Consider the following 26,954-nt stretch of genomic DNA (forward strand, 5'->3'; position numbering starts at 1 on the left):
AGCAATGACTAATGCCTCATCAAAGACCCTTCTTCTGACGCCGCCGTTTACCCAGCTCAATACCCCCTATCCCGCTACTGCTTATTTATTAGGCTACTTAAAAATTATTGGGCAAGCAGCTGAGCAGGCGGATCTCGGGATAGAGGTCATTCTTTCTATATTTTCGCGAGCGGGATTGTCAAGTCTTTTCGATTCCATAGATGAGAAGGCCCTTCTGGGAAACGAAAAGAGAATATTTCGCCTCAAAAAATCCTATTTGAGCACTATCGATCCAGTAATGGCCTTCCTTCAAAATAAGAATCCAACACTGGCGTATTCCATAGCAGAAAGAGGATATCTTCCGGAAGCCTCGAGATTTGACCAACTCGACGATTTGGACTGGGCATTCGGTAATCAGGGGATACAGGACAAAGCACGACATCTGGCCACACTTTATCTGGAAGATTTATCAGATCTGATAAACCGTACAATTGATCCCTATTTTGGTTTCAGCCGATATGCAGAACGCTTAAGTCTCGCTGCACAGTCGTTTGACCCGCTATATCAAGCGCTAAAAAGTGAACCATCATTTACAGATGAGGTACTGTATGAGTGTCTAGAGCATAAGATAATTCAGAGTCAACCAAATCTGGTCTGCATATCAGTTCCGTTTCCCGGAAATATGTATGGGGCACTTAGATGCGGCCAATATCTGAAACAAAAGCATAAAGGTATTCAAATTGCACTCGGTGGAGGTTATCCCAATACTGAATTGCGATCGCTTCAAGACGAGCGGGTTTTTGAATTCATCGACTACATCACCTTTGATGATGGAGAAAGGCCTTTGGAATCTCTTCTTGAATACCTTGTCGGAAATATTAACAAAACAGCGCTAAAGAGGACCATGATGCTAGATGGAGGAAAAATCTCCTACATGGATGGTTCAAAAAAAGGTGATGTTCCCTTCAATCAAACCGGCACACCAGATTATGAAGGGCTACCTCTTTCCAGTTATTTATCTGTGATAGAGATTACTAATCCTATGCATCGCCTTTGGAGCGATGGCCGTTGGAACAAACTAACCATGGCACATGGATGCTATTGGAAGAAATGTACCTTCTGTGATATCTCACTTGACTATATCAAAAACTATGAACCCATAAGTGCTTCTCTCATTTGTGATAGAATGGAGGACCAGATCAAACAAACAGGAGAAACCGGATTTCATTTCGTAGATGAAGCAGCTCCTCCTGCACTGATGAGAGAGCTGGCCATCGAGATTCTAAATAGAGGATTGAGTGTAAGCTGGTGGACTAATATTCGGTTTGAAAAAAGATTTACTCCTGATTTATGCCAGTTGCTCAAAGCCTCCGGGTGCATAGCAGTATCTGGTGGACTAGAGGTAGCATCGGATCGTCTATTGGCACTGATAGATAAGGGGGTAACTGTAGATCAGGTAGCACAAGTGTCACATAATTTCACTCAAAGTGGGATCATGGTGCATGCTTATCTCATGTACGGATTTCCGACCCAGACAGCACAAGAAACAATAGATTCACTGGAAATGGTAAGGCAATTATTTGAAACAGGTGTCTTGCAATCCGGATTCTGGCATCAATTTGCCATGACCGCTCATAGTCCTATAGGCATGAATCCAGCCTCTTTTGGAGTCAAATCTTTACTCAATCAAGCACCCGCATTTGCACACAATGACCTTCCTCATGAAGACCCCACTGGTGCTGATCATACTCTCTTTAGTCAAGGATTAAAAAAGTCATTATTTAACTACATGCATGGGGTCTGCTTTGATTATCCTCTGCAAGAATGGTTTGATTTCGAGGTACCAGAAACAATGGTCACTCCTTTCCAAATTGAAATGGCCATTCAAAACAATCCTGATACGATTATCTCAGACAACACAAAACTGGTTTGGATACATGGCCGACCAGAAGTCTCTTATTACAACAAGAAAACAAAAGGAAAAACTTCAGAAAAATGCAAGGTTCAGGTTCTAACGAAAGATTCTGAAGATACTATTGTATGTAGTAAACAGGAAGGAGAATGGTTGGAGCAAGTGTTTGATCAGTTGAGCAGCAATAAACCACTAACCTTTAAAAATCTGGAACAGATGTACGAAGCCAGCTCATTGATAAACTTCGATCGCTTTCTAAAAAGTCAAGGCTGGAGATCACTAAGAAAGGCAGGCCTGCTTCTCGTCTAACCTTCCAATAATAGATTAGGGATCTTGACCTTAAACGTGCTTCCAATTCCTTCCCTGGATTCAACGGTAATTTGACCTTCTAACTTATTGACGGCTTCTTTTACTATAAAAAGACCCAATCCAGTGCCTGTAGCATGATTTGTAGCTCTATAAAACATATTGAAAACCCTGCTTAGATAGTTTTTTTCAATTCCAATTCCATTATCCTGTATCAGAATAGATAAAAACTTTTCATCAACTTCCGCCTCTACTTTGATGGATCCCTCTACTCCTTTTTTGGAATACTTGATGGCATTGGAAAGCAAGTTGTTAAAAATTACCTGCAGATTGTGTTTGTCATTTACGAAATCAGAAGACGATTTCATTGAAACGCTCTTTTCTATATGGTTATAATTTTCCATAAACTGCATGCCTGCCAACACTTTATTGATCATGTCTTCGACATCAATGTGATTCTTTGACAAGCCTAACTTAGCGACCTTGCGATAGGTGATTATATCCATTATTATACTATCCAACTGATTGAGTTGGCCTTTCATGATTCCGAGCAACTCTCTCTGTTCATCATCCTTAATCCTTGTAGAAAGTAGACTCTCGAGACCTAGCAAAGAAGCAATTGGAGCTCTCAGATCATGAGAGGTCCGATAGACCAACTGGTCCATTTCAGAATTAGTTTTGATTAGATTTTGGCTCATTTCTTTGAGAATAGTAATATTGGTGATTACCCCGTCTATCACTTGTTCCTCATGATATTGGCTCAGTTTACAATCCAGCAGCCCCCAGAAAGTCGAACCATCGACACGCTTGAAATGCACCTCACGGTTTTCAACAAATCCATTCTTCAGGATTTCATTATATACTTTTAGATATTGATTCTTGAATACGTGATACTCCAGTAGGTCTACCTTCTGTTCTCCTGGGCCTTCTACACCGAATAACTCAAGCAAAGCACTGTTAGAATACAAGAAACCTCGCTTTAATGAATATCGGAATATTCCATCTTTAATGTTTTCGTTGATCGTTTGAATCAATCGCTCGCGATCTTCAAGCTTCATGGTAACCGTTTTCTCCTCTGTTACATCTCTGATAAATGCCGTGACTCCCATTATTTCGCCGTCAATCGAGTAAAGCGGGGAATAGAATTTCTCAAGAAACTTAAAAGTATGATCCTGTTTGTTTTCATATTTTTCCAATACGGCAAAATCCGAACCTTGAAAAGCCATATCAAAACTCATGATGTATTCCTCTTTCTCCGACTTATCTTCAATAAAGCTTAGTACGTTCATCCCAATCTGAATATCAATACCGAAATAACTTTTAATCATCCTGGCATGATTCTGATTGAAGGATTTATATCTAAACTCTTTATCAATCGAATAGGCCATCAAATCCTTTGGGCTTTCCAATATCTGGTTCAGATATTGTTCATTTTCTTTTACTTTCTTCAGGTTTCTGAGTTCGGAGATTTTGAGTGCAGCAATCCCTGCAATTGCCTCCAGGAAGTCCTGATGTTTAATATTGTAAAAACCATATTCTGTGGATTCACTATCTATCACTCCAATAACCTTATCCTGAAAAAGGATCGGTACACTGATCTCGCTCAAAGCTTTCGACGTATCTTCAAAGTAATGTTCGTTGGACGAAAGATCCTCGATGAGGATAGTCTTCTTTTGCTGTGCGCAAAGCCCTACTATACCCTTGCCTAGTTTCAACGAAACTGGTGAAAGCACCACACCAAAATCGCTCTTGGCTCCAAAGGCTGCTCGCTGCGAAAGTTCGTCACTAGCGTCATCGTACATATAAATTACACAGTCCTGAAGTGCCAATAGCTTACCACATTCTTCCGCCAGCTCCCATAGAATGGCTTGTTCACTATTTAATTTTGAAATAGAAAGAGTGAGTTGCTGTATATTTTGATAATGCTTTACGCCTCGAGCCAGCAAATTACTCTTGACATAGTTTTCATCAATAATGGTAATGAGAGCCATCACGCCAATTAGTTCGCCTGAATCATCCAGAATGGGTGACTTAGATGTTCTCGCCTGATTGATATTGTATTCGGGTTTAGATCTATAGTCATAGAAGTTCTCGATGCGCTGTTTCGATTCAATCACTTTTCGATCTTCATCTGATAGCAAATCAAAGTCCGACCCATTCGAATTGAAAGAGTCAAGTCTTTTATTTACAACATCTACTTCATTAAGATCAAAGAAGGTAAGAAATGCCAGATTTGCAAATATGAGATGCCCTTCACTATCGCAGAGATATGCGCAATCTGGTAGAGCATTTAATCCAGATTTGAGAGTATCACTTAGTCCTTCTGGCATGTTTTGTAGATAAGTTTTTAGGTAGGTAGAAGAGGTGCAAGCTCAGAAATAGTTAAAACTTCTCAAGAGTTTTTAATATCTCAAACATGTGTTTATCTACTTCATGTAGTTCTTTCATAGAGAGCTCATCTATCTCTTCATCGCTGATGTCTCTGATAAGCATCCGAAGTGAATCAACCTTATGACCAATGACTTCAATTTTTTCTTTCTTTTCCTTTAATTCAGACATATAAAAAATGATATAAGAAAACTTTCCCAATATTAGTATGTGGGATTGAAGACAGGAGGATGGGAATAAACCAAAACCCGGCTTCACCGGGTTTTGGGCTTAGTTAGCATTTTTAAGGGTGGATTATACGACCTCGCTTACTATACCGTGCCAACCGTTCAAGGACGGCTTCGGACATTTAAGATAATCAATCTTTGGGTCAAGAACAACCCTCGATAGAGTTTATATTTTGATGTCATTGAGGTGTTCTGCTGAGCCATGCTTAATCACCCGGTATCCATGGCCGGAGTATTCGAGCTGGTACAAGCATAAATTTGTATGCTCAAAAGCATCCATGTGCTGCATGGGATAGTTGAGCATCCAGCACATCAAAATACGCATCGCCCGACCATGGGTGGCCACCAAAACATGCGACTCATCGGTTTGATTCATGATATACTCAATCGCAGTCTTTTGACGATGCATGACTTCTAAAGGTGATTCACCGCCACCAACAGCTATATCCAGTCTGCCTCTTTCCCAATTTGCGACTGTATCCAAATAGATTTTATGCATCTCCGGATCGAACTCCTGCCCTTCATGTTTGCCCCAACTGATCTCATCTAGTCCGCTCAGCGATTCTCGTGGAATTCCCTTTTCAATAAATTTATGAACCGACTGGCTGGTACGCTTCAATTCCGAATGATATATCTTATCAAATGGTACATGCTGATATGCATCATAGAAATGACTCGCTTGAATTCTACCTGTAGGATTAATAGATGAATCTATACCTCGCCCCTGGACTTTCTGCTCAAGATTATAGTCGGTTTGTCCATGGCGTATGATGTATATATTTTTGGTTTTCAATCGAATTGTCTTTTTGTTTGTATCAGGCTAAGATAAACCAGTAATAGAAAGAAAATATGTTTCTCCCAATGTTTACCCTCGAAGGTATAAACGACTTCTCAAAAGAATCAATGGTTAACCATATTGGCATCGAGTTTACCGAAATTGGGAAAGATTACCTGAAAGGAACCATGCCTGTAGACCATCGAACGGTACAACCCTTAGGACTTTTACACGGTGGTGCATCAGTGACACTCGCAGAGACGCTCGGTAGTCTCGCGGCAACCATGACTGTAGACCCCAACAAGCAATACTGTGTAGGTCTGGATATAAACGCCAATCATATCAAAAGTTGTAAAAATGGATCGGTAGAAGGAATAGCTCGCCCCTTGCATATTGGAAAAAAGACCCAGGTTTGGGAAATTAAAATCACCAACTCCGAAAACCAACTTGTATGTGTAAGTAGAATAACCATGGCAGTGATTGATAAAAAATGATGGAATCAGACAAACAACTTTCTAACCCAAAATTGACGACTGCTTTCATGGAAAAACTTGAAAGCTTATTCAATACTGGAATCAAAATGGATCTGCCATTCGCTATTTGGAGAAATCCCCAAGAACGAGTAATACATTCAGCACTTCAATTGGACCAAGAAGGCACTCTGCCAGAGGATATAGAAAATGCACCTACCGGATTTCTAATCAGTCCATTTGAGAACTCAGAAGAGCACGGCTCTCAATTCATTAAATCAGACATCCTGCTAGATGGCGATCTAAATGAGATTCTCCTCAGCCCTGGATACAGAGATGATTCAGGTAAGTTTGAAAATTTCATAAAGCAGCTTACACTCATTAGCCGCAATGACAAATTCAATTATAGAGATTTTCTAGATTCCCCAAAACCCATCAATTCTACGAGGGAATCATTCGTGAACCTTGTACAAAAATGCAAGGATTCCATCACAGAAGGGTATTATCAAAAAATAGTACCCTCCAGAAGGGAGAAATTCCGAGTCGATAAGAGTTTTCATCCATTAAAAGAGTTACTTAAATTATGTGACTCGTATGAAAACGCATTTGTATCGCTGGTCTACCTTCCGAATCAAGGGCTATGGCTTGGCGCAACACCTGAACTTCTGATCTCACTGGACGACGCAAAAATTTTCACTACCATATCTTTAGCCGGCACACAGGAAATCAGACCAGGATTCGATCTTTCCCAAGCCAGTTGGACTCAAAAAGAAATTGAAGAACAAGCCTTGGTTAGCAGGTATATTATCAATTGCTTTAAAAAAATTCGCCTACGTGAATTTGATGAATATGGTCCCAAAACGGTCAAAGCGGGAAACCTTATTCACCTAAAAACAAAGTTTACGGTAGACATGGAGGATGTCAATTTCCCGCAGTTAGGAAGTGTAATGCTCGACTTACTCCATCCCACTTCGGCGGTTTGCGGCATGCCTATGCTTCCAGCAGCGCGTTTTTTAAAAGAAAATGAAGGCTACGACAGAGAATACTATAGTGGCTACCTTGGTCCTGTAAGTTACGAAGGTCAGACTGCACTATATGTCAACCTCAGATGCGCAAAAGTGTTTAAAAATGATATGATACTATTTGCAGGAGCCGGAGTCACTGAAGATAGTGACCCCGAAAGGGAATGGAACGAAACTGAAATAAAATTTCAAACCTTGCTTAATATCATCCAGCCGGAATCATGAATCTCCAACCTATTTATGATCTGGCTCAAATCTGTAGTTTACACGGCATCCGGTACGCTGTGATTTCGCCAGGCTCAAGAAATGCTGCACTCACTATCGCATTTGCACGACATCCGAAAATCGAATGTTACAGTGTCTCTGACGAGCGGTCTGCGGCTTTCATCGCTTTGGGACTAAGCTTAAAAACAGGTCTCCCGACCGCCTTGATATGTACGTCAGGTTCTGCCGGTCTAAATTATGCCCCAGCTGTAGCTGAAGCCTATTTCAATCAGGTTCCTCTTTTAGTTCTGACTGCTGACCGCCCTCCAGAGTGGATTGGTGAGAGAGACGGTCAGACGATCTATCAAGAAAATTTGTACGGCCGGCATGTGAAAAAGTCATTTGTATTTCCATCATTATCAATCGATAAAGATTCAGTTGCTACTGGGCATGATATGGTACATGAGGCAGTCCTTCTTACCCAATCGAACAACAAAGGCCCTGTCCATATCAATGTACCGTTCAGAGAGCCATTCTATCCAGAATCAGGTACGGTTTATGATTTTAATCAAAATCTAGTTAAAACGGATCCGCCGAATGGATTGAATCCTATTCCTGAGCTAGGTAAAATGATGACGGAACTTCCCAAGTATAAAAGAGTGCTTCTGATTGTAGGCCAGGGAGCAAAGCAGAAATCTTTGAATGACCTACTGGAAGGGCTTTCAACCCAGCATCAAATTCCAATAGTCGCCGATATCATTTCCAACGTGCATGAAGTAGCTGGGGTAATCACCGGTCAGGATTTATTTCTGAAGGCCAACGAAAACAAGGAGTTGCAGCCCGACTTGCTCATCACCATCGGAATGTCTGTCATTAGCAAGAACCTGAAAATATTTGTTAGGAACCATAAACCCAAGGCCCACTGGCATGTCAGAGATGAGGCCCATGCACCAGACACATACAAAGCGCTGACTCTTGCGATCCAATCGGATCCCGAATCATTTTTACTACACCTCAGCGCTAATCTCTCAGTAGATCAATCTCAACAGGAGTTTTTTCACGCTTGGCAAAAAACGGATCAGTCTGCTAAAGAAATAATTAGAAATTACGAATCTGAACAGTTTTCAGATTATCAAGGATACAAAAAAGTATTACAATCACTACCGAATAATATCGATCTGCATCTCGCCAACAGCATGGCCGTGCGATACGCCAATGTCATTGGGCTCAGGCAAGATCAAAAAGTCGAGGTCTACTGCAATCGAGGTACGAGTGGTATAGACGGTTCAAATAGTACTGCCGTAGGTGCAACTTTGGCTTCACCCAAACCTGTCGTACTACTGACAGGTGATGTAGCTTTCTTTTATGATATCAATGCCTTTTGGCACAATAGTTTATCTGATAATCTCAAAATTATAATTTTTAACAATCAGGGAGGTGGTATTTTTAGAATGATCGACGGCCCTTCACAACAACCTGAACTGGAAGAGTTTTTCGAAACCGTCCAAAAGAGAAATGCCAAATTGACGGCACAAGAATATCATTTTGAATACATGACCAGCCATGACACTAATGATCTAACCCAGACTTTGCCTCTCTTCTTTGAAGGAGGCGGTAGAAAAATCCTTGAGATATTTACAAATCCGCAAGAGAGTAAAGAAGTGTACAAAGATTTATTCCATAAACTATCCAAATAAGTAATTAGCCAATTAGTTTTGAGCTATAAAATTTAGAAATATGAGTGCAACATTCGACTGGAAAACTATCAAAGAATACTCCGATATCAAATTTGACTTCTTCGAGGGTATCGCAAAAATAACCATCAATAGACCCGAAGTATACAATGCTTTTCGGCCTGAGACCAACAATGAGATGCTTGACGCCATGGACATATGCCGTGAAAGAACTGACATCAACGTAGTCGTGCTCACTGGTATTGGCGACAAGGCCTTTTGTTCTGGTGGTGATCAAAATGTAAAAGGAAAAGGTGGCTACATAGGCGAAGATGGTGTACCTCGACTGAACGTACTAGACTTACATAAAAAAATCAGATCCTTGCCTAAGCCAGTCATAGCCATGGTCAATGGATATGCAATCGGTGGAGGGCACGTGCTCCATGTGGTTTGTGATCTTACAATCGCATCAGAAAACGCCAAATTTGGTCAAACGGGCCCAAAGGTCGGGAGTTTTGATGGTGGATTTGGCTCCTCCTACCTCGCGAGACACGTGGGACAGAAAAAAGCAAGAGAAATATGGTTCTTGTGCGAGCAGTATACTGCAGAAGAAGCTGAGAAGATGGGTATGGTAAACAAAGTAGTACCTCTGGACAAACTGGAAGAAACTACCGTACAATGGTGCCGTACCATTATGAAAAGAAGTCCGTTGGCAGTGAGAATGATCAAACGAAGCTTAAATGCAGAGCTTGACGGTCAACATGGGCTCATGGAAATGGCTGGAGATGCCACACTTATGTATTATCTTATGGAAGAAGCACAAGAGGGTAAAAATGCCTTCCTGGAAAAGAGAGATCCTGACTTCGATAAATTTCCTAAATTTCCTTAAATCATGAAACCGACTTTTAGCCTTCTCATCATTCTTTTACTCTGTCAAACCTGTGCATCACCTAAGGTGATTAAATTTTTGAATGATGAGTTGGACTATAGTCAATACAAAACCTACCGACTGATCAACTACAAAAGCGACGACAAGTCCTATGACGAGCAGGGGCTTCAATACTTCAACCAAATCGAGAAGGTAATCAATCAGAACATGACTGATAGAGGCTATCAATCTGCTGATAAACCTGATCTGATCACCAGGTACGAGCTGGTGTCCACTACTACCACAGCCAATAATAACAACCGGAATTATGATCCTTATGGATACAATTCATTCAATTCACCATCGGGGTGGAATTCTGAAAGAAGAACAGAAGGAGTGATTTTAATTGAACTACGTGATAAGAAACGCAAGAAATTAGTTTGGCAGGGCAGCTTGGATTTAAAGTACTCTAAGCGTGAAGATCCTGAGACTACTATCACAGAATTAATCAATCACATCTTTGAGACCTATCCTTATCAAGCTGGATCAAATGAAAAAATCATTTCGAATTGACTAAAGCGGTCAAGTCTGTAATATTGCCTGTCAGGTGACCTAGATACCTTTTGCTTCCCAGATATCGATTTTTGTTGTACTCATCGTAGTTCGGAGATGCTGGATCGATAGAGCTGATTCTTACTCTTTTGGAGGCGTGAATAAACTCACCCTCTCCTAGCCAGATACCCACATGAGTCGTACGCTGCCGCGTAGAGTCTGTGGCGGGTTTTCCGAAAAAAAGTAGATCACCTTTTTCTAGTCCTTCAAAAGTAAGATTGTCATCAACGGTGATGCCTTCGTTTATCTGCTGTGAAGCATCTCTGGGAATTACAAGTCCGTTCATTAGATAAACAGTTTTAGTAAATCCACTACAATCCATCCCTTTGGCTGAGGTGCCTCCCCAGAGATATGGCGTTCCCATCAATTGTCTGGCATAAAACTCGAGCAGTCCGCCAGACCTATTAAGTGTACTCAACCATTCCTGATAATCTATAATATCCATGGTTGTAATCTGACCTGATCTACCATCCGGAAACCTAACGATTGTATGCCCGCCTGATTCCTCAACTTTTTCTAAGACATTACCTAGTACAGCATCTGATACGACTACTTTTGAATTTCCAACTTCATACACCCAGGTTGTGGCATTGGTCACAATCACCTTTTCTGCCTCTTGCCACTTTCTTGATTCATCGTCAGACATCAAAACCACTCCCCCGTGATCAACCCATGAAATGTACCCATCTGGTGTCTGTACCAAGTACCATTCATCGGTAATCTTTAACACCTTAAGCACCATGCCCAGGGTGGCCTGCGTGGCTAGTTCAGCGGAGTGTCTTGCTTCACTACGAATATTTGCGACAGAATTGTTCACCACAGCAAATGGCGTTGAAAAAGTGGAAGAATCTGGCAATCTGACAATTTGATCAACCCATAGCGTTTCTTGAGTGTCCAAGTAGCCAAAAAGTTTTGCTATGGCTTCCGGCTGGTCTGACTCCCCGTCAACTACCAATTTGCCATCAGCATATTCAAAGTCAATATCAAATCGTGCGACTCTGCGATCCGGTGCATACATCATCTTAAGACTATCCCTTAGTCCTAAGATCTCATCAACCGTTCCAGTTGGCCTTGGATTAGAACATGATATTTGCGCTAAAATAATAGCAAAAATAAGAATCAATCGATGTGTATACATTTGTGCAATTAGTTTATCCAGGTGCTAAACTACGAAAATTATTAATTCAGTCATTTCGTTAAAGACCAATAAAATAAAGCAATCAAATTGCTTTGCAGAGGGTCGATTCTTAGCTTTGCTTGAAACAATAAAAAGCAAATGCAGAAGCCTTCGATTCCCAGGGGAACCCGCGACTTTGGTCCGATACAAATGGCCAAGAGGAACTACATATTTAACACGATACGATCTGTGTACGAAAAATATGGATTTGCTCAGCTCGAAACCCCAACCATGGAGAACCTATCCGTACTTACTGGCAAGTATGGAGACGAAGGTGATCAGCTGCTTTTCAAAGTATTGAATTCAGGAGACTTTTTGTCTAAAACTGAAGAGAATGATTATCAAGTGGGAAGCAAAGCACTGTTACCAAAAATTGCTGAAAAGGGACTCCGTTATGACTTGACTGTACCTTTTGCAAGATACGTAGTCATGCATCGCAATGAAATTTCATTCCCATTCAAACGATATCAAATTCAGCCCGTCTGGCGTGCAGACCGCCCGCAAAAAGGCAGATACCGTGAGTTTTATCAGTGCGATGCGGACGTAGTTGGTACGAATTCTTTGATTTGCGAAGCTGAAATTATCGCTATGATCAATGAAGTATTCAATAATCTTCAATTACCGGATTTTACAATAAAAATCAATAATAGAAAGGTTTTAGTAGGTATCACCGAAGTGATCGGCGCTACAGGCAAAGAAGCAGATTTTTGTGTAGCTATTGATAAACTAGACAAAATCGGAATAGAAAAAGTTAATGAAGAATTGATACAACGAGGTTTCACACAACAAAATATCAACAAGCTCAAGCCCGTATTTGAATTCGAAGGTTCCATTGTTGAAAAGCTACAATTCCTCACTACCTACTTCGCGCAAAGTGAAACGGGATTAGAAGGCGTAAAAGAGACACAAGAGATTCTCAAATACCTTGATTCCTATAAATTAGAAAATGACCATTTGGAACTAGACCTTACACTGGCCAGAGGTCTCTCCTACTATACGGGCACTATTTTCGAAGTGAAAGCAAACGGGGTACAGATCGGTAGCATTACCGGAGGTGGCCGATATGACAATCTAACTGGTGTATTTGGATTGAAAGACGTATCTGGTGTTGGTATTTCATTTGGTGTAGATCGCATATATGATGTGCTTGAAGAACTGGACCTATATCCGGCTGAGACTGGAGCTCAAGTACAAGTAATGATCGTGAATTTTGGTTCAGAAATGACAGCCTCTGGCTTAAGTTTATTGCAAAAATTGAGAACCCAGGGTATCCGGTCAGAAATGTATCCTGATGCAGTAAAAATGAAGAAACAGATGTCCTATGCTAATAATCTAAACATCCCTTTCGTTGTCCTGATAGGCGAAGATGAAATGAAGAGCGGTGACTATACGTTAAAAAACATGTTGGATGGCGAACAAGCGGCCTACAAAATCAACGATCTTATTTCTAAAATCAAGAATAGTCACTAGATTGATAACATCTTAAGCAAATACCAAAATAACAAATTTATAACCCTTGAATCTGCGTAAAATACATGGTAGAGTACTTTTATTGCTGATGCTGTTTTCAGTGACATTGAAGGCTCAGCAATCCAGTATCCAGGGGAGATTTACTGTTGATTTTATCAAAGGATGTACGGGCATGACAGTCAACGTAACTACCGGTGCGGGCTGGACTGACGCTCAATACTGGTACGAAGGATTCGATGCTTCAGTAGCGGGAGATGCCAGCGGAACATATACCTACACCACAGCTGGTGAGTTCTACATTTCTATGTTGGTTTCGAACAATGTCACAGAAAAACAGGATTCTATTTTGGTAGAGGTTTTGTCACCTGAAATTCCGCAATTCACCATTCATAATTGTGCTTCCCATACCGCTAGAGTTGAAATCGAAGATGACTATTACGATAGCTACTTTGTGGAGTTTACCGTTACTGACAACGAATTGGTAGACCCACTCACTTTTAGCTCAGCGCATAATTATGGCACGCAGGATAATTACCGAGTAGATGTGACCGGACGATTCACAAATGCGAATAATGCAACTTGTGGCACAGACAACAGGGCATTTAATAGTATCAACACAATTGTCAGCCCTATTTTGACCTCAGTGGAAACTACTGATGAAGCGATTGTCGGTGAGTTACAACTTGGTTTTACATTAGGCGACGATATCATATATAATCTCGAAAGATCCAGCAATGGGACTGATAACTTTGAGCAGAACAGTGTGATCACTGGTGCTACTTCTACACTTGACAATTTAAACACAGAAAGTGAGTTTCATTGCTTCAGAATCAATACCTATGACGCTTGCAATGATCTCAATCTCGAATCAGATATCATCTGTTCGGTTTATTTTGATGTGGAAGGCACTGATCAGGCCAACACAATCACCTGGCAAACAGATACCATTGAGGCCGTTTCATACAATATCATCAGAGATGGAGATTTATTGACTAACATAACCAACTCGTCGATAGTCTCTTATGATGATAGCGAGGTGATCTGCAACAAGGAGTATGTGTATAATGTGCAACCCATATTTAGCTCAGGATCCTCAGTGTCTGTAGATACGGCCGTAATCGCCAATAAATCTGAGAGCCTTCCAGCAGTGGACTACCCCTTCTCTACTGTAAACCTGGAAAACGATGTGGAACTCTCTTGGGGGCCGCCAGATACAGGAGAAATTCCTTTTAGAAGATACATAGTGGAGCGTAACATCCGAGATCGAGCATGGAAATTTTATGACACAACAGAAGATACGGTTTATGTCGATACTGAAGCCAACTTCATTGGTCAGCATGCCTACCGTATTCGATATGATGACGATTGTGGAAATCTCGCCGTCCCCTCACCTGCCACAATTCCGATGATTATAGAACAAGGTACTGTTAGAGGAAAGGAGGTCAACTACGATTGGAGTAAATATGAGACTTGGCTAAATGGTATACGTAACTATACTCTGGAGCGCGTGGATGAGAATGGCAATCTGCTGGAAGAATACTCCGTTTTTAGCGGCCGGGAGAAAGCGGTGGAGTTCTCTCCAAACGACTCAGAAGATAAGCTGATCCGAGTCAGAGCCGAATCACTCGATCCTACTCCTCAGTTCTCTTATTCCAATATCATACTCACGGAGCTCAACACCTCGATGTTTTTGCCTAACGTGTTTACTCCAGACGATGATGGACTCAACGATCGGTTTGTGGCGAAGGGGCCTAAAGTATTCAACTTTGAATTGGAGGTATATACCAGATGGGGTGTACTCATTTTTTCTACTACCGACAATTTCAACGGATGGGATGGTAAAATCAATGATCGGGAAGCTCCCGAAGGAACCTATATATATAAGATTTATTTTGAGGATGCTGAAGGTCGAAAATATGATCAATCAGGATCCATGTTACTCATGAGAAAAGGATAGCGATATGTTTGATATGATGAAAATGATGGGTAAGGTCAAAGAGGTTCAGGAAAAAATGAAAGAAGCTCAGGCCGTATTAGCTCAGATAGAGGTAGAAGGAGAATCCGGAGCAGGACTAGTCAAGGCCACTGTAAATGGAAAGAAGCAGGTGCTAAATATTCAAATCGATGACTCTCTTGTAAATACCGCCGACAAAGAAATAGTACAGGATCTGATTGTTGCTGCTATAAACAAAGCAATGGACGAAGCAGATGTGCTGGCCAAAGAGCACATGCAGAAGCAGACGGAGGGCATAATGCCGAATATCCCAGGTTTTGATCTAGGCAATATGTTTAATGGCTAGTGTAGCCGTCGTCATACTAAACTACAACGGTGTTGGGTATCTTGAGCAGTTTTTGCCATCTGTGGTGCAGCATAGCTCAGATGCTGAGATCATTATCGCCGACAATGCGTCAACCGACCACTCAATAGAATTTCTTGAGAAAAACTATCCCGGGTTACGCGTCATCCAACTTGAAAAAAATTTAGGATATGCCGGTGGCTATAATCTGGCTCTCAAAGATATAAATTATGACTATTCTATTTTACTCAACTCTGACATAGAAGTCACTCCCAATTGGATCCACCCAATAATAAATTACATGGAGGCCCATGCGGGTGTGGTCGCCTGCCAACCAAAAATTCTTGATTATCAGAATAAAGAAAAATTTGAGTATGCAGGAGCTGCAGGCGGATTCATAGATTATATGGGTTATCCATATTGCAGAGGGCGAATTTTGGACGAACTCGAAATCGACCATGGCCAGTATGATGAGATTTCAGATATCCATTGGGCTACAGGTGCATGTATGTTTGTGAGGACATCATCTTTCAAAGATGCCGGTGGTTTTGATGATGACTTTTTCGCCCATATGGAAGAGATCGATCTATGTTGGAGATTCAGGCTTATGGGGCATTCGCTTAAATGCATCCCCGAGAGCAAAATCTACCATGTTGGAGGCGGTACCTTAAACAAACTGAATCCAAGAAAAACATATCTCAATTTTAGAAACAACCTCTCACTTTTATTGAAAAATGAAACCGCTTCCAGACTGGTTTGGCAATTGCCCTTCAAAGTCCTATTGGACTGGGCTGCTGCCTGCAAGTTTGCTTTGGATAACTCTTGGTCACATAGTTGGGCTATTCTGAGAGCACAAATGGCTTTTGTGATACTCATATCTAAAAACCTTAAAAAAAGAGCTCTCATCTCGCGGAACAAAAAAATCAATTTACAAAACTCCAATTTTCTTTTACCGTTTCAATATTTCATCAAAGGCAAGAAAACATTTGATCAGATTCATCAACATCCATAGCAGTGTCTACTAGAGGTATCAGCCTATTGCTCTTCTCTGATACCCATATTGGGTTTGATCATCCTCTGACCAATCGTGAGGTGAAGCACAGAAAAAGGGGGCCGGACTTCTTTCAAAATTTTAAAAAAATCATAGATGAGGCGATCACTCGAAAGGTGGATTATGTGGTACACTGCGGCGATGTATTTGAGACTAAAAAGGTACCGGCCTTCTTAGTGGATCAGACCTACGCTGAGTTTCTTCGTCTTGCCAATGCCAACATTTCTTTGATCATTGTGCCTGGCAATCATGAACGCTCTGCCTTGCCTACCTCATTATTTCTCAATCACCCCAACATTTACATATTCAATTCTCCAACAAACTTTTTATTTCCAGACTTATCATTTTCTGGGTTTCCCTACTATAGAGGAGATATTCGCTCCCTTTTTTCTGAATACAGGCGAAAGATGGAATCAGGTCTGCATGACGATCATTTCAATATTTTATGTGTCCACCATGCGATAGACGGGGTAAAAGCTGGTCGTCAATTCTTCGAATTTAGAAACAGAAAAGACACTCTGGCCATCGATGATCTTCCTGGGAAATATGATCTTATTTTATCTGGTCATATTCACAAGTACCAAGTCATGTATGCCTCAAATGCAGAGAGAAAGATTCCAATCATTTATAGCGGATCAACGGAACGAACAATGTTCGATGAAATAGAGGAGACTAAAGGGTATCATATATTTGAAATCAAAGGAAAAAAATATTCGCATCAATTTCACCCAATTTATACACGTCCGATGTACCAAATAGATCTTAAGAGTGAACAAGTCGAGGTAGAGCAATTGAAGGATTACCTTTCAATAGAAATGATGAATATGGATAAAGATGCAATTGTACAAATAGCAGCAGATAACGAACAACTATTGTACAAACTATCCAAACTCAAAACTGAAGGTTTCTTCTTACCCACGATGAATATCACCTTATCTGGTTTTTCAAGCCTCCACCGTACTAGAGCGGATTAATTGTCGATTATTTCCAAGTGGTCCAAATCGTATTCATCTGGAAACGGACTGATTTTCTCTTTGACTGGCTTCACCCTTGGCGTCTTATCCGTATCTGCATCCTCCTGCTTTTTATTAGAGAATCTTCCAAATAGGAAATTGATACCAAACCTCATGTTAATGTTTTGCATCTTTCTAATGTCTGTAAAACCGATAACATTGTCGATAGAAGTATAGACTTGCATGAAACCAAGTCTGGCCCCAAATCCTCCACCTATGGCAAATCCTTGACTAGGCTTCTTTGATACTGTGGTAGATACAGTAAGCATACGGCCTACCTTATGGGTATATCCTACACCATAGGTAAAACTCTGTTTGCCTAAATCATTTCTAGTCATAATCGTTCCGGTGACGGTTCCATTTGGTAAAACCTGGTACGCTCCAGACGCAAATATTCGTGTATTGAGTTTCGATTTAAAGCTATTGGTTGTCTCCTCATAATCAAACAATTGTTCTAGTGTATCGGATAGTATGTCTCCTGCCTCATCCAGATCTCTCAGGTCCAATCCACCAAAAGTTGCTTCTGACTCTATGAGCTCATAATTTTTCACCCCCTCTTTCCAATTGATACTTCCAATATCATTGATCGAAAAAGCCACTTTGAGTTTCGGAGTTATTTCCATATCTGCCCCGATGTCGACTCCAAATCCTTTGTTGGCGTTGCTGATTAAATATCCATCTTCATCCATCGTATCAAATCCTGCTGTATGCAACACAGGCTGATTCGTGCTTATCCGTACATTAAAACTTTCTGCATCAGTCAGGAAACTAACGTATGCATCTTCATCGACCTGAGCTTGCAGAAATCCTTGCAAAAATTTGGCTCTAATGCCCACACGTAATTTTTTACTTCCTAAAACTGTCAGCTGACGTGAATAACCTACTCCATACTCTCTATAGTATGACAGCCCCCCTCTGAGGTTGTTTTCTACTACCTCCTGATCGATAAAGTCACCATTGCCATGGAGCAAGTATTCTAGCATGTGCTTTGGATAATAGAAACTGCTTTTCACTCTTTCATTCGCGAAAAGTTGAATGGCTCCTGCTTGTCCAAGATGAAACCCCACCTGAAGTAAGGATACCGATCCGTTAAAACTAAGTCTATCCCCACTTTTCATCGTGGAAAGTAGTCCTTCTGGATCAAATCGAACAGAGTCTGTACCTTCTACAGCACTGAAGATATCGTTATAATTAAAACTGTTGTTTAAGTTGGTGCTGATACCCGAGATCCCCGGCAAAGAGACGTAGAAGTCGGCATCTGGAAAAAACACTGGATTAAACAAGTTGTTTTGAGGAGTCAGTTCACCTAGGTGATAAAAAGACAAATCACTTTGTGCCTTTGCGGTTACAACTGAAATAACAAGCACTGCAACTACCGCTATTTTTTTAATATACATCTTCATCATAGCTCAATAGTTACCTCGCCTGCAAGTGACAATTCAATTTTTAAAATATAATCCGCATACAGTGTAACAAACCTGTCTTCTTCGGCCTCAAAGGTCGAAATATTAGCTACAGCAAGTATTTTCTGTGCCTCTAGCAAGGCGTCTATTCCTTCTGATGTAAGTTCAATTCCTGAGTTAGTAATCTTTGGTTCTGTGGTTTTCCCAGTCGTGCCTACGTCGGGAGATTCAATATCTGCGGCTCCGGGGATGCTATAAATTGTATTCCCTTGATCATCTACAAAATTTAAATCTATAGACCCATTAAAAGGAATCTCATTTGTGGAGATAAGGTTGAATACGATGGACTCTGCATCATCAATATCAAGACCATCCAGGTCAAATTCGAAATCAACCGTGAATCCATCCATTTGAAATTGCATGGGCACTATTATCAGGCTTTTTATTTTGATCTCGCTGTCTTCAATTAAAAAGTTATTATCTCTAGAGGAGGAGGCGGGATTTGGTACAGCCGAAATGGTAAAATCCATTGCAACCGGTGTAGAGTTCAAAAGGTCATCAATATTGGAGTTCGTTTTATCAAGTATAATAGAATCTACTTTGATCTCTCCTTCTACCAATGATGATGATACAAATCCATCAATTCCTGGAGGGTCTTTTTGCACGAGGAGCAGTTCACTGTCGTCTGAGCCTATAGCCTTGATTTCATCAAATGACAACTCTAAATCCAAACCAAATGAATTCTCTGTAATGAGTAGAACACTTGGGTCTTCGAGTTTTAGACCTTCTCCTGAAAACTCATCAAATGAGGCCATGTCTATCGTCTGACTTTGCAAAGCGATTGGGTCACTACCAAATATTCCATACATTTTATTAAATGTTGGATTATTAAAGGCTAAATCGAATTCCATCTTCTGAGATGGGAGTATTTCTGTGCCAGTTTCAAAACTTATTGTACCGGTGACCACCACCTGAAACTCATTTTCACCATCGGCATTCTCATAAAACTTTGATTTCAGTCCGTCTAATGGCCTGGAGTATGTATCTGTTACATTTCCACTGGTATACTCGAGTTGATTGCTCTGCGTAAGGTCTTCGTTTGTCACCACTTCTCTGGTGCCTTCTATCACCCACGTGTAGTCGATATCCCCCTTGAATGTGGAGACCATATCAAAATCCAACGTACCTGAGCTATAAAAAAGTGAATCTATCTGTTCTCCATTATTGGCGGGAAATGAAAAAGTAAATGTAGTATTGATGTCAATCTCATATCCTACTGCACTAGAAGGTACGTTTTCAGCTGGAGCAAATTCTTCCTGATTCTCTACTGAGCTGATCGATATGAGTTCTTCTGTATCATTGAAAACAGTGCTATCTTCAAAGTGGAGTGCCAATGTATTTTCGGGTCCGTCCACAAGAGACTCACTATCCAGATCCTCTAATAGTTCGCGTACAGTATATTCCGTGAAACCCAGATTTAGCGCAAGATTCGGGGAGATTGTAGCTGGCTTTATTTTATCTAAATCAGTGACATGACAAGAGGCCATAGCCAACAAACAGGACCAGGTAGTTGCCCTGATAATTCTTTTTCTCATAGTTAGTTGTAAAAAAGTGGAAAATTGTACCACACCTTTTCATTCGAATTACAAACTTATCGATTAATTGGTAAGGATTGAACTTTTTCGATGAATGTGCATATTTTTTCCACGTAGTTAGTTACCGAATAGGATTAAACTTATACTTGTTGGTAACATTTATAAATCTGATCTATAAGTGAGCGGCTATGGACTGGTTATTTCAATTTAATATTATTGACTTTGGCAGTCAAAATGAGTAGTTTAGTTAGATAAAATGTGTAAATCATTCTAACCAAAGATCTTAATCCATTTTTCAAATTCCAATCTACTTCCAAATCGGTGAAAATTAGCTTTGGAACATCAACTAAAGAAGTAGAAAAAGAAGCCACTTATGCAAAGTGGCTTTTTACTTGCACTTATCTTAGGGAACCAATACAATCTTACCTTTGACTTTTTTCTGTGTTAGCTCATACATGGCCTTAGCCACCTCTTCCAAGGGGTATTCTTTGTGAACTACAGATTTGACTTTTCCTGCCTCGAGCCACTCTACAATTTTTTTAAAATTCACAGCATTAGATTGAGGCTCATTTCGAAAAAAACCTCCCCAGAAAACCCCCACGATCGAGCAACCTTTAAGCAAGGCAAGGTTTAGAGGTATTTTAGGAATCTCACCCGCAGCAAACCCAACGACTAAATATCTACCTTTCCATGCTATAGCACGTAGCGCTGGTTCGGTATATCGATCTCCAACCGGATCATATATGACATCAACACCTTTGCCGCCGGTCAGGGCCTTGGCTTGGCTCTTCAAGTCCTCATTAGAATAATTGATGGTATAATCAGCACCAATCGATAAACAATAATCTAATTTATCGTCGCTACTAGCCGCAGCTATGACAGTAGCTCCGAGTGCCTTACCTATCTGTATCGCTGCGGTGCCTACACCGCCTGCTGCTCCTAAAACGAGAAGTGTCTCTCCAGACTGAATATCTGCTCGATTCACTAATGCATGATATGAAGTACCAAAAGTCATCATAGTACTCGCAGCCTGAACAAACGAAATGGATTTTGGAATTTGAAACACATTGCTCGCTTTGCCTCGTACTTCTTCTGCAAATCCTCCCCATCCGGTACCGGCCATCACCCTATCTCCCACTTTCAAATGATTCACTTTGGCACCAATAGACTTTACGATCCCAGCGACTTCTCCTCCTGGAGAAAAAGGCATTTCTGGCTGAAACTGATATTTACCTTCGATTATTAGAGTATCAGGGAAATTTAGTCCTGTAGCTTTCACAACGATGATGACTTCATCATCGAGTGGCACCAATGAATCAATTTCTTTGACCACCAGGCTTTCAGGTGGACCATAAGATTCGCAAAGTACTGCTTTCATATATGTAAAGTTTATACTGGTATTAATTCAGGTTTTGAAAGGTAAATCAAGTAGCCATCGACACGGTCATACCCCATTTCACTTAACAGGTTTTTATATTCCTTGACTTGCCCCAGATGCGTAGATGTGGGCAAACCAGTTTTATAATCTATCACAATGGCTTGGTTATCTTTTACAATTACCCGATCAGGTCTTTTCAATTTACCATTGGTCATAAGTATGGATGATTCATTTTTGACCTTCCAGGTATTATCAAACCAGCTAGATATTTGAGGCATTTCCCAAATCTCCCTTAGTTTAGTTTTAATGTCTGACATCTCCTTGTCTGATAGTCCAAATTTTATTTGTGCCTTTTGTAATGATACTTTAAAGTCATCTTTAGATTGTATTAAAGAAAAAATCCAGTGAATGATCTGACCATAATTAATTGATTCTATTACTTCCTCATCAAGTATATGAGATTTTCTCCTTAGTTTGATTCTATCTTGAGCGACTATTGTCGTGTCACTGGCAAGAGCAACAGGATTAAGGTCCTGTTTTTCATAACTGGAGTACTCCGGTAGTTTGCCTATTGTTACTGACGTCTCCTGTTCTCCTATTAGCAATTCGTTTTCGAAATAATTGAAAAGTAGTTGGCCAACATGTGTGATGGCCTTGTTCTTTTTACTGATTTGTGACATCAGGATCAGCGCTTCTTCAGCACGCGTGGTAGCCACATACAGGAGATTTAGATTATCCAGATAAACATCAGCTTTTTCAGCGTAGAACTCTTTTGCAAAAATTGTGCTGGCCAAATCATTTTTATACCTGACAGGTAGAAATGGCACCTTATTGAGTACGGAAGAACCGTCAGTTTTGCACCAAAGTAACTGCTCGTTAGAACCTGAGTGATCTAATCTCCACTGACCATAAGGCACGATGACGGCTTTGAACTGTAGGCCTTTTGACTTATGAATGGTCATGATACGCATTGCAGCCTGGTCCTCAGAGACCTGAATGGACCTTGTATCGTTATCCTGCCACCAGCTTAGAAAGTCCTTCAGACTATCCTTATCATATTTCAAATAGTCCAGTACCAGATCTTGAAAGGCCAATATATAAGCATGATCCTTTTGTTGAGCCAGGAGGCTAAAATGTGAAATTAGCATCTCTATTATTTGCATCAGCCCTAATCCGGAAAGGGCCTCATACGGTATATCCACACCAGATTTAGACTCTTTGGATTGGTCTATCAGTGATTCAGTATACTGCTGATAAGCGTGTCTGAGTTGAGCTTGTTCCAGAGATCTTCCGTGATTCTCTAAGCTTGACAAGCTTTGAATCAATAGGTGAACAGCTATATTGTTTTTGAGGTAAAGTGATTCGTTAGAAATTACATCATACTTATATCCATCATTGGCATTAGCCATTTGATATTGCATCAGGCTTTTGGCTACCTGGCTCCCCTGGGGATTGGTGCGAACCAAAATAGCAATATCGTTGAGTTGATAGTTGGCATCTTGCAAAAATTGAAGCTTTTTCACCAACAAGTCCATTACATAAGGATCTTCCTGATCTAAATCGTCCTCCTTCTCATAGAATTGCACATCTATGTATCCATCACCAGATTCGTCAAAAAGTTGCTGCTGACTATCGATATAGGCTGAAGACACATTCAGATTACCTTTGATGTGCTCTCCCAGTTGAGAACCTAATTGTGACTCTAGTAGTCCGGGTGCTTTGGTAAATAGATCATTGTTGAATTCAACAATATTCTGTTTACTTCTTCTATTGGTCAATAATCCCTGATCTTGGATGTAATCTTCTCCAATATCTTTTCTAATTTGATCCAAAAGAATCTTCCAATTGCCGCCCCGCCAGCGATAGATCGATTGCTTGATATCGCCTACTACCATTGAGAAATTGCCCGCACTTAGGGTATCAAGAATCAAGGGTTTGAAATTATTCCATTGGAGTCCACTGGTATCTTGAAACTCATCTATTAGGTAATGTTTGTATCTGGCGCCAACTTTTTCATAAATGTAGGGCGCATCACTGTCGTTTATGATCTGATTTAGGAATACGGGAAAATCGGATATTAAAAGCAGATCATTTGCTTCCCTGTAATCATTGATTTCATCAGAGATTTTGGAAAGCAGGCCAAAAGTGTAGATATACTTAATGACCTGTATCAAAGATTGATATTCCCTATTGTGAGACAAATAGTAATCAATAGCATCAGACAAGTGGTCAGCGAGGCCTTCTGACAGTGCTCCTTCTACAGCAATTTCTGATTCTGCTCCCTTAGCATACCATTTACCCTGTTCTAGGGCGTCATATACGCGCTTACCAGGTTCTGAAAATTGACCATCGATGATTTTTTCCAGGTAGCCTCCTACTCCGCTTGATTTGAAGGTAAAATCTTCTTTAGTAAGACCATTGTGTTGTAGAATAGCTCCAATTTTTTCACCAATTGTCGACATTCCCTGTTCCAATTCAGCGCGTTGTTTATCTATTTGGGAGATGAAATTATCGACAAAATTGGGTTGGTCAAATTGCTCAAAGACTCGCTCTTTGTTGAGCACCAAAAACTCATTGAACAGTTCATAAGACAGGTTCTTGATTTCTGCTCTGGTATCCCAGGATTTGCCTTGGTTGATTTGGTATATAGCAAAATCTGTGAGCCATCGTACGAGTAGTTTGTCTTCAGCCATATCTGCAAGCATGGCATCAATCACTTCAGCGATTACTTTAGGCTGATCCAGCTCAATTTTGAAACCAGTTTGAATACCCATTTCTCGCGCAAATGACCGGACTATTTTCTGAAAGAAAGCATCGATCGTGGTGACAGCAAAAAAGGAATAGTTATGTAGAATACTTCGCAGCAGTGCATCCGACCTAGTCTCCAGTTGTTCTTTTGTAAGGTTTAGCTCTTTGATCAAGTCGTCTGCCATTAGATGCTGTCCCTTGGCCAATTTTTCAAGTGTTTCAAGTATCCTCGTTTTCATTTCTTCAGTGGCCTTGTTGGTAAAGGTGACGGCCAAAATTGTCTTGAAATAGTCTGGATACTGAAGTGCGAGCCTGATGTAATTATAGGTCAGAATGTACGTTTTCCCTGATCCGGCAGAGGCTCGATATATGCTAAAGTTTTTAATAACTCAGGTGTCTTTATGATTTCTTAAGAAAGGTAATACCACACCATGAAACAAAAAAGTCATGAGTTATATTTCGGCTATTGCCAATCTGAAATTAGAAGCTTTGGTTCTAATGATTAGGCAGTAATTCAGCTGGATAAAAGTGGGCAGTAAGTATAGTTCTTGCAGAGAATGATCAAGACTAATACTTACAGTCTGTATAGACTAAACCTCTATAGGGTCCAAGTCCAAGATTTCCATTTCTAACTGGTCAATGATCTTGTGAGTGGCTTGTTTGACTTTCAAAAGATGAGTTGAAATGAACTCTTCTCGATGTTGTATTTGTACACCGGGCTTGAACGTATTTTTGCTTTCAGCCATTAAATCATTTAGCTCTATTATACAAAAGTTCTTAATATTGGCATACGCTTTATGCCTTGTTCGGCTTAGTCCTTCAAAGTCGTAGCTATTTAGATTGATAGTGTACTCTATCATGAAATCCTGGAATGCTTTAACGGATAATCTAAGAACCTTCTTAAGGAAATGTGCATCCCCATTTGAAAGGTTTTTGATGTAGTCAAAATTTAATTCATGCGTGTCAATGGTCTTGGCTACCGAGGTTTGCTTTCTAATTGATCGAACATTTTTTATTTTCTTGGGTGAGGATCGAAGGTATTTGGAAATCGTCTGGTACAATTCGGACGGATTGATGGGCTTTGGAACGATATCGTTCATCCCTGCTTCTAAAATCTCTGACGAAACTTCGCCAATTGAAGCGGCAGTCAAGGCAACTATTGGAATATTTTTGTATTTGTTTCTTGGCAACTTGCGAATCTCCGATGTGGCTCTAAATCCATCCATGACCGGCATCTGGAGGTCCATAAGTACAAGATCAAATTGCCCGGAAATTACACTATTAATCGCTTCTACACCGTTTTCGGCATAGTCGGTTTCTACTTCCCACTCCATTAGGAATTTTTCGACAATGAGTCTATTTACAGCGATGTCTTCCACGATCAGCACCTTCGCGCCTTTGAGGCTCATGTCCTGATAGTTTGATGTACTGCATTGGCTATTTACAATCATAGAGCGATCAGGCAGCTCAAACGGGATTTCAAATCCGAAATCCGAACCAACACCAAGATCACTTTCAACCCAGATCTTGCCGCCTTGTAGCTCCAGAAGCTGTTTTGTGATCGTAAGTCCGAGGCCTGTTCCACCAAACTTGCGATTGGTTTTAGAGTCTGCCTGACTAAAATGTTCGAAAATTTGTTCGATTTTGTCCTTCGAAATCCCTATCCCAGTATCGCAAACATTTACCATTAGCCGAATTGAGCCGTCATTGACCAAACGAGATCGAGCGTCCAATCTGACTGTTCCGTTCTTAGTGAATTTGATCGCATTACTGAGCAAATTGTTCAGGATTTGAACGAACCGTGTAGGATCACCCACCAAATATTCTGGAATCTGATCTTCTATGCTTTTAATAAGTTTACAATTCTGCTCATTGGCCTTCATTCTCATGGACTCGAGCACACCATTGATGGTATTCTTAATGTTAAAAGGAGTGGATTCAAAATTGACTTTACCAGCTTCTATTTTATTAAAATCCAAGACGTCATTGACAATTGCAAGTAAATTATCTCCTGACCATCGCAAGTTTTGAATGTAGTTAAGTTGATCGGCTCTTGGTGATTCATTCATCAAAATATGTCCAATACCTATAATGGCATTGAGCGGTGTCCTGATCTCATGACTGATCATTGATAGAAATTGAGCCTTAGCTTTTGTGGCTTTCTCAGCTTTTAACTTCTCGTTATTGAGTTCCTTAATGATCTTCTCGGATTCTATCTTCTTATATTTAATATCCTCACTGAGTTCCAGAAGCGCGATTAGCACTTCCTTATAACTGTCATCACTTTCTTCTTCTATTATTTCTTCTGTGACTCGTGATTCGCCGTTTGCGATATGCAAAAGCTCATCGAGTACCAAGTTTTGAAAATCATTTCTCATAATGCCGG

Annotated in this window: 20 protein-coding genes; 11 read left to right on the forward strand and 9 right to left on the reverse strand. The window is 40.5% G+C overall.

Annotated features, from left to right (window positions below; genetic code table 11):
• Nucleotides 1-4: 4 nt before the first annotated feature.
• Entirely contained in the window at nucleotides 5-2,200 is a 2,196-nt protein-coding gene (locus ABJF11_RS00950; RefSeq protein ID WP_348117274.1) for a B12-binding domain-containing radical SAM protein, read from the forward strand.
• Here the strand turns inward: ABJF11_RS00950 and ABJF11_RS00955 are convergent.
• The 3 genes from ABJF11_RS00955 to ABJF11_RS00965 all read right to left on the reverse strand — a co-directional run bounded on the left by ABJF11_RS00955 (nucleotide 2,197) and on the right by ABJF11_RS00965 (nucleotide 5,605).
• The gene (locus ABJF11_RS00955) at nucleotides 2,197-4,527 is read right to left on the reverse strand and encodes an ATP-binding protein (protein ID WP_348117275.1); all 2,331 of its coding nucleotides are present in this window, start codon (nucleotides 4,525-4,527) and stop codon (nucleotides 2,197-2,199) included. The two genes, ABJF11_RS00950 and ABJF11_RS00955, sit on opposite strands and share 4 nt — an antisense overlap.
• A 52-nt stretch (nucleotides 4,528-4,579) precedes the next feature.
• A complete protein-coding gene (locus ABJF11_RS00960; RefSeq protein WP_348117277.1) occupies nucleotides 4,580-4,756 on the reverse strand; it encodes a hypothetical protein in 177 nt (58 codons plus the stop codon).
• A 222-nt stretch (nucleotides 4,757-4,978) separates the two neighbouring features.
• Entirely contained in the window at nucleotides 4,979-5,605 is a 627-nt protein-coding gene (locus ABJF11_RS00965) for a histidine phosphatase family protein (protein WP_348117278.1), read from the reverse strand.
• Nucleotides 5,606-5,673: 68 nt separating this feature from the next.
• Here ABJF11_RS00965 and ABJF11_RS00970 point away from each other — a divergent pair, with 68 nt between their 5' ends.
• Genes ABJF11_RS00970 through ABJF11_RS00990 form a run of 5 tightly spaced genes read left to right on the forward strand, consistent with a single transcriptional unit; the run spans nucleotide 5,674 to nucleotide 10,397 of the window.
• Complete coding sequence (locus tag ABJF11_RS00970; RefSeq protein WP_348117280.1) at nucleotides 5,674-6,081, forward strand: hotdog fold thioesterase; 408 nt, start codon at nucleotides 5,674-5,676, stop codon at nucleotides 6,079-6,081.
• On the forward strand, nucleotides 6,078-7,304 hold the full coding sequence (locus ABJF11_RS00975) for a chorismate-binding protein (RefSeq protein ID WP_348117282.1): 1,227 nt from the start codon (nucleotides 6,078-6,080) through the stop codon (nucleotides 7,302-7,304). Before ABJF11_RS00970 ends, ABJF11_RS00975 begins: the two co-directional genes overlap by 4 nt.
• Nucleotides 7,301-8,980 carry a 2-succinyl-5-enolpyruvyl-6-hydroxy-3-cyclohexene-1-carboxylic-acid synthase gene (gene menD / locus ABJF11_RS00980; RefSeq protein WP_348117284.1) on the forward strand — a complete coding sequence of 560 codons (1,680 nt, stop codon included), beginning with the start codon at nucleotides 7,301-7,303 and terminating at the stop codon, nucleotides 8,978-8,980. Before ABJF11_RS00975 ends, menD begins: the two co-directional genes overlap by 4 nt.
• A gap of 40 nt (nucleotides 8,981-9,020) precedes the next feature.
• On the forward strand, nucleotides 9,021-9,845 hold the full coding sequence (menB, locus tag ABJF11_RS00985; protein ID WP_348117285.1) for a 1,4-dihydroxy-2-naphthoyl-CoA synthase: 825 nt from the start codon (nucleotides 9,021-9,023) through the stop codon (nucleotides 9,843-9,845).
• Between the two features lie 3 nt (nucleotides 9,846-9,848).
• The gene (locus ABJF11_RS00990; RefSeq protein WP_348117287.1) at nucleotides 9,849-10,397 is read left to right on the forward strand and encodes a DUF4136 domain-containing protein; all 549 of its coding nucleotides are present in this window, start codon (nucleotides 9,849-9,851) and stop codon (nucleotides 10,395-10,397) included.
• Here the strand turns inward: ABJF11_RS00990 and ABJF11_RS00995 are convergent.
• Nucleotides 10,384-11,574, reverse strand: coding sequence for a C40 family peptidase (locus tag ABJF11_RS00995; protein ID WP_348117288.1), 1,191 nt, complete (start codon nucleotides 11,572-11,574; stop codon nucleotides 10,384-10,386). The genes ABJF11_RS00990 and ABJF11_RS00995 overlap by 14 nt on opposite strands.
• Before the next feature lie 138 nt (nucleotides 11,575-11,712).
• Here ABJF11_RS00995 and hisS point away from each other — a divergent pair, with 138 nt between their 5' ends.
• Genes hisS through ABJF11_RS01020 form a run of 5 tightly spaced genes read left to right on the forward strand, consistent with a single transcriptional unit; the run spans nucleotide 11,713 to nucleotide 17,405 of the window.
• Entirely contained in the window at nucleotides 11,713-13,083 is a 1,371-nt protein-coding gene (gene hisS, locus ABJF11_RS01000; RefSeq protein WP_348117290.1) for a histidine--tRNA ligase, read from the forward strand.
• Nucleotides 13,084-13,129: 46 nt separating this feature from the next.
• The gene (locus ABJF11_RS01005) at nucleotides 13,130-15,040 is read left to right on the forward strand and encodes a gliding motility-associated C-terminal domain-containing protein (protein WP_348117291.1); all 1,911 of its coding nucleotides are present in this window, start codon (nucleotides 13,130-13,132) and stop codon (nucleotides 15,038-15,040) included.
• A gap of 4 nt (nucleotides 15,041-15,044) precedes the next feature.
• Nucleotides 15,045-15,383 carry a YbaB/EbfC family nucleoid-associated protein gene (locus ABJF11_RS01010; protein WP_348117292.1) on the forward strand — a complete coding sequence of 113 codons (339 nt, stop codon included), beginning with the start codon at nucleotides 15,045-15,047 and terminating at the stop codon, nucleotides 15,381-15,383.
• Nucleotides 15,376-16,392 (forward strand): glycosyltransferase family 2 protein, encoded by a 1,017-nt coding sequence (locus tag ABJF11_RS01015; RefSeq protein WP_348117293.1) that lies wholly within the window; start codon nucleotides 15,376-15,378, stop codon nucleotides 16,390-16,392. The genes ABJF11_RS01010 and ABJF11_RS01015 overlap by 8 nt, the downstream gene beginning before the upstream one ends.
• 2 nt (nucleotides 16,393-16,394) lie before the next feature.
• Nucleotides 16,395-17,405 carry a DNA repair exonuclease gene (locus ABJF11_RS01020; RefSeq protein ID WP_348117295.1) on the forward strand — a complete coding sequence of 337 codons (1,011 nt, stop codon included), beginning with the start codon at nucleotides 16,395-16,397 and terminating at the stop codon, nucleotides 17,403-17,405.
• Here the strand turns inward: ABJF11_RS01020 and ABJF11_RS01025 are convergent.
• From ABJF11_RS01025 to ABJF11_RS01045, 5 genes are all read right to left on the reverse strand, one after another.
• Entirely contained in the window at nucleotides 17,402-18,841 is a 1,440-nt protein-coding gene (locus ABJF11_RS01025; protein ID WP_348117297.1) for a DUF5723 family protein, read from the reverse strand. The two genes, ABJF11_RS01020 and ABJF11_RS01025, sit on opposite strands and share 4 nt — an antisense overlap.
• A 5-nt stretch (nucleotides 18,842-18,846) precedes the next feature.
• Nucleotides 18,847-20,442: a hypothetical protein gene (locus ABJF11_RS01030; protein WP_348117298.1), complete on the reverse strand. Its 1,596-nt coding sequence runs from the start codon at nucleotides 20,440-20,442 to the stop codon at nucleotides 18,847-18,849.
• A gap of 403 nt (nucleotides 20,443-20,845) precedes the next feature.
• Nucleotides 20,846-21,820 (reverse strand): NADPH:quinone oxidoreductase family protein, encoded by a 975-nt coding sequence (locus ABJF11_RS01035; RefSeq protein WP_348117299.1) that lies wholly within the window; start codon nucleotides 21,818-21,820, stop codon nucleotides 20,846-20,848.
• Between the two features lie 11 nt (nucleotides 21,821-21,831).
• A complete protein-coding gene (locus ABJF11_RS01040; protein WP_348117902.1) occupies nucleotides 21,832-24,954 on the reverse strand; it encodes a UvrD-helicase domain-containing protein in 3,123 nt (1,040 codons plus the stop codon).
• Nucleotides 24,955-25,158: 204 nt separating this feature from the next.
• A complete protein-coding gene (locus ABJF11_RS01045) occupies nucleotides 25,159-26,946 on the reverse strand; it encodes an ATP-binding protein (RefSeq protein ID WP_348117300.1) in 1,788 nt (595 codons plus the stop codon).
• Nucleotides 26,947-26,954 lie beyond the last annotated feature (8 nt).

The sequence above is a fragment of the Reichenbachiella sp. genome, from assembly GCF_039941815.1.
Lineage (GTDB): Bacteria > Bacteroidota > Bacteroidia > Cytophagales > Cyclobacteriaceae > Reichenbachiella.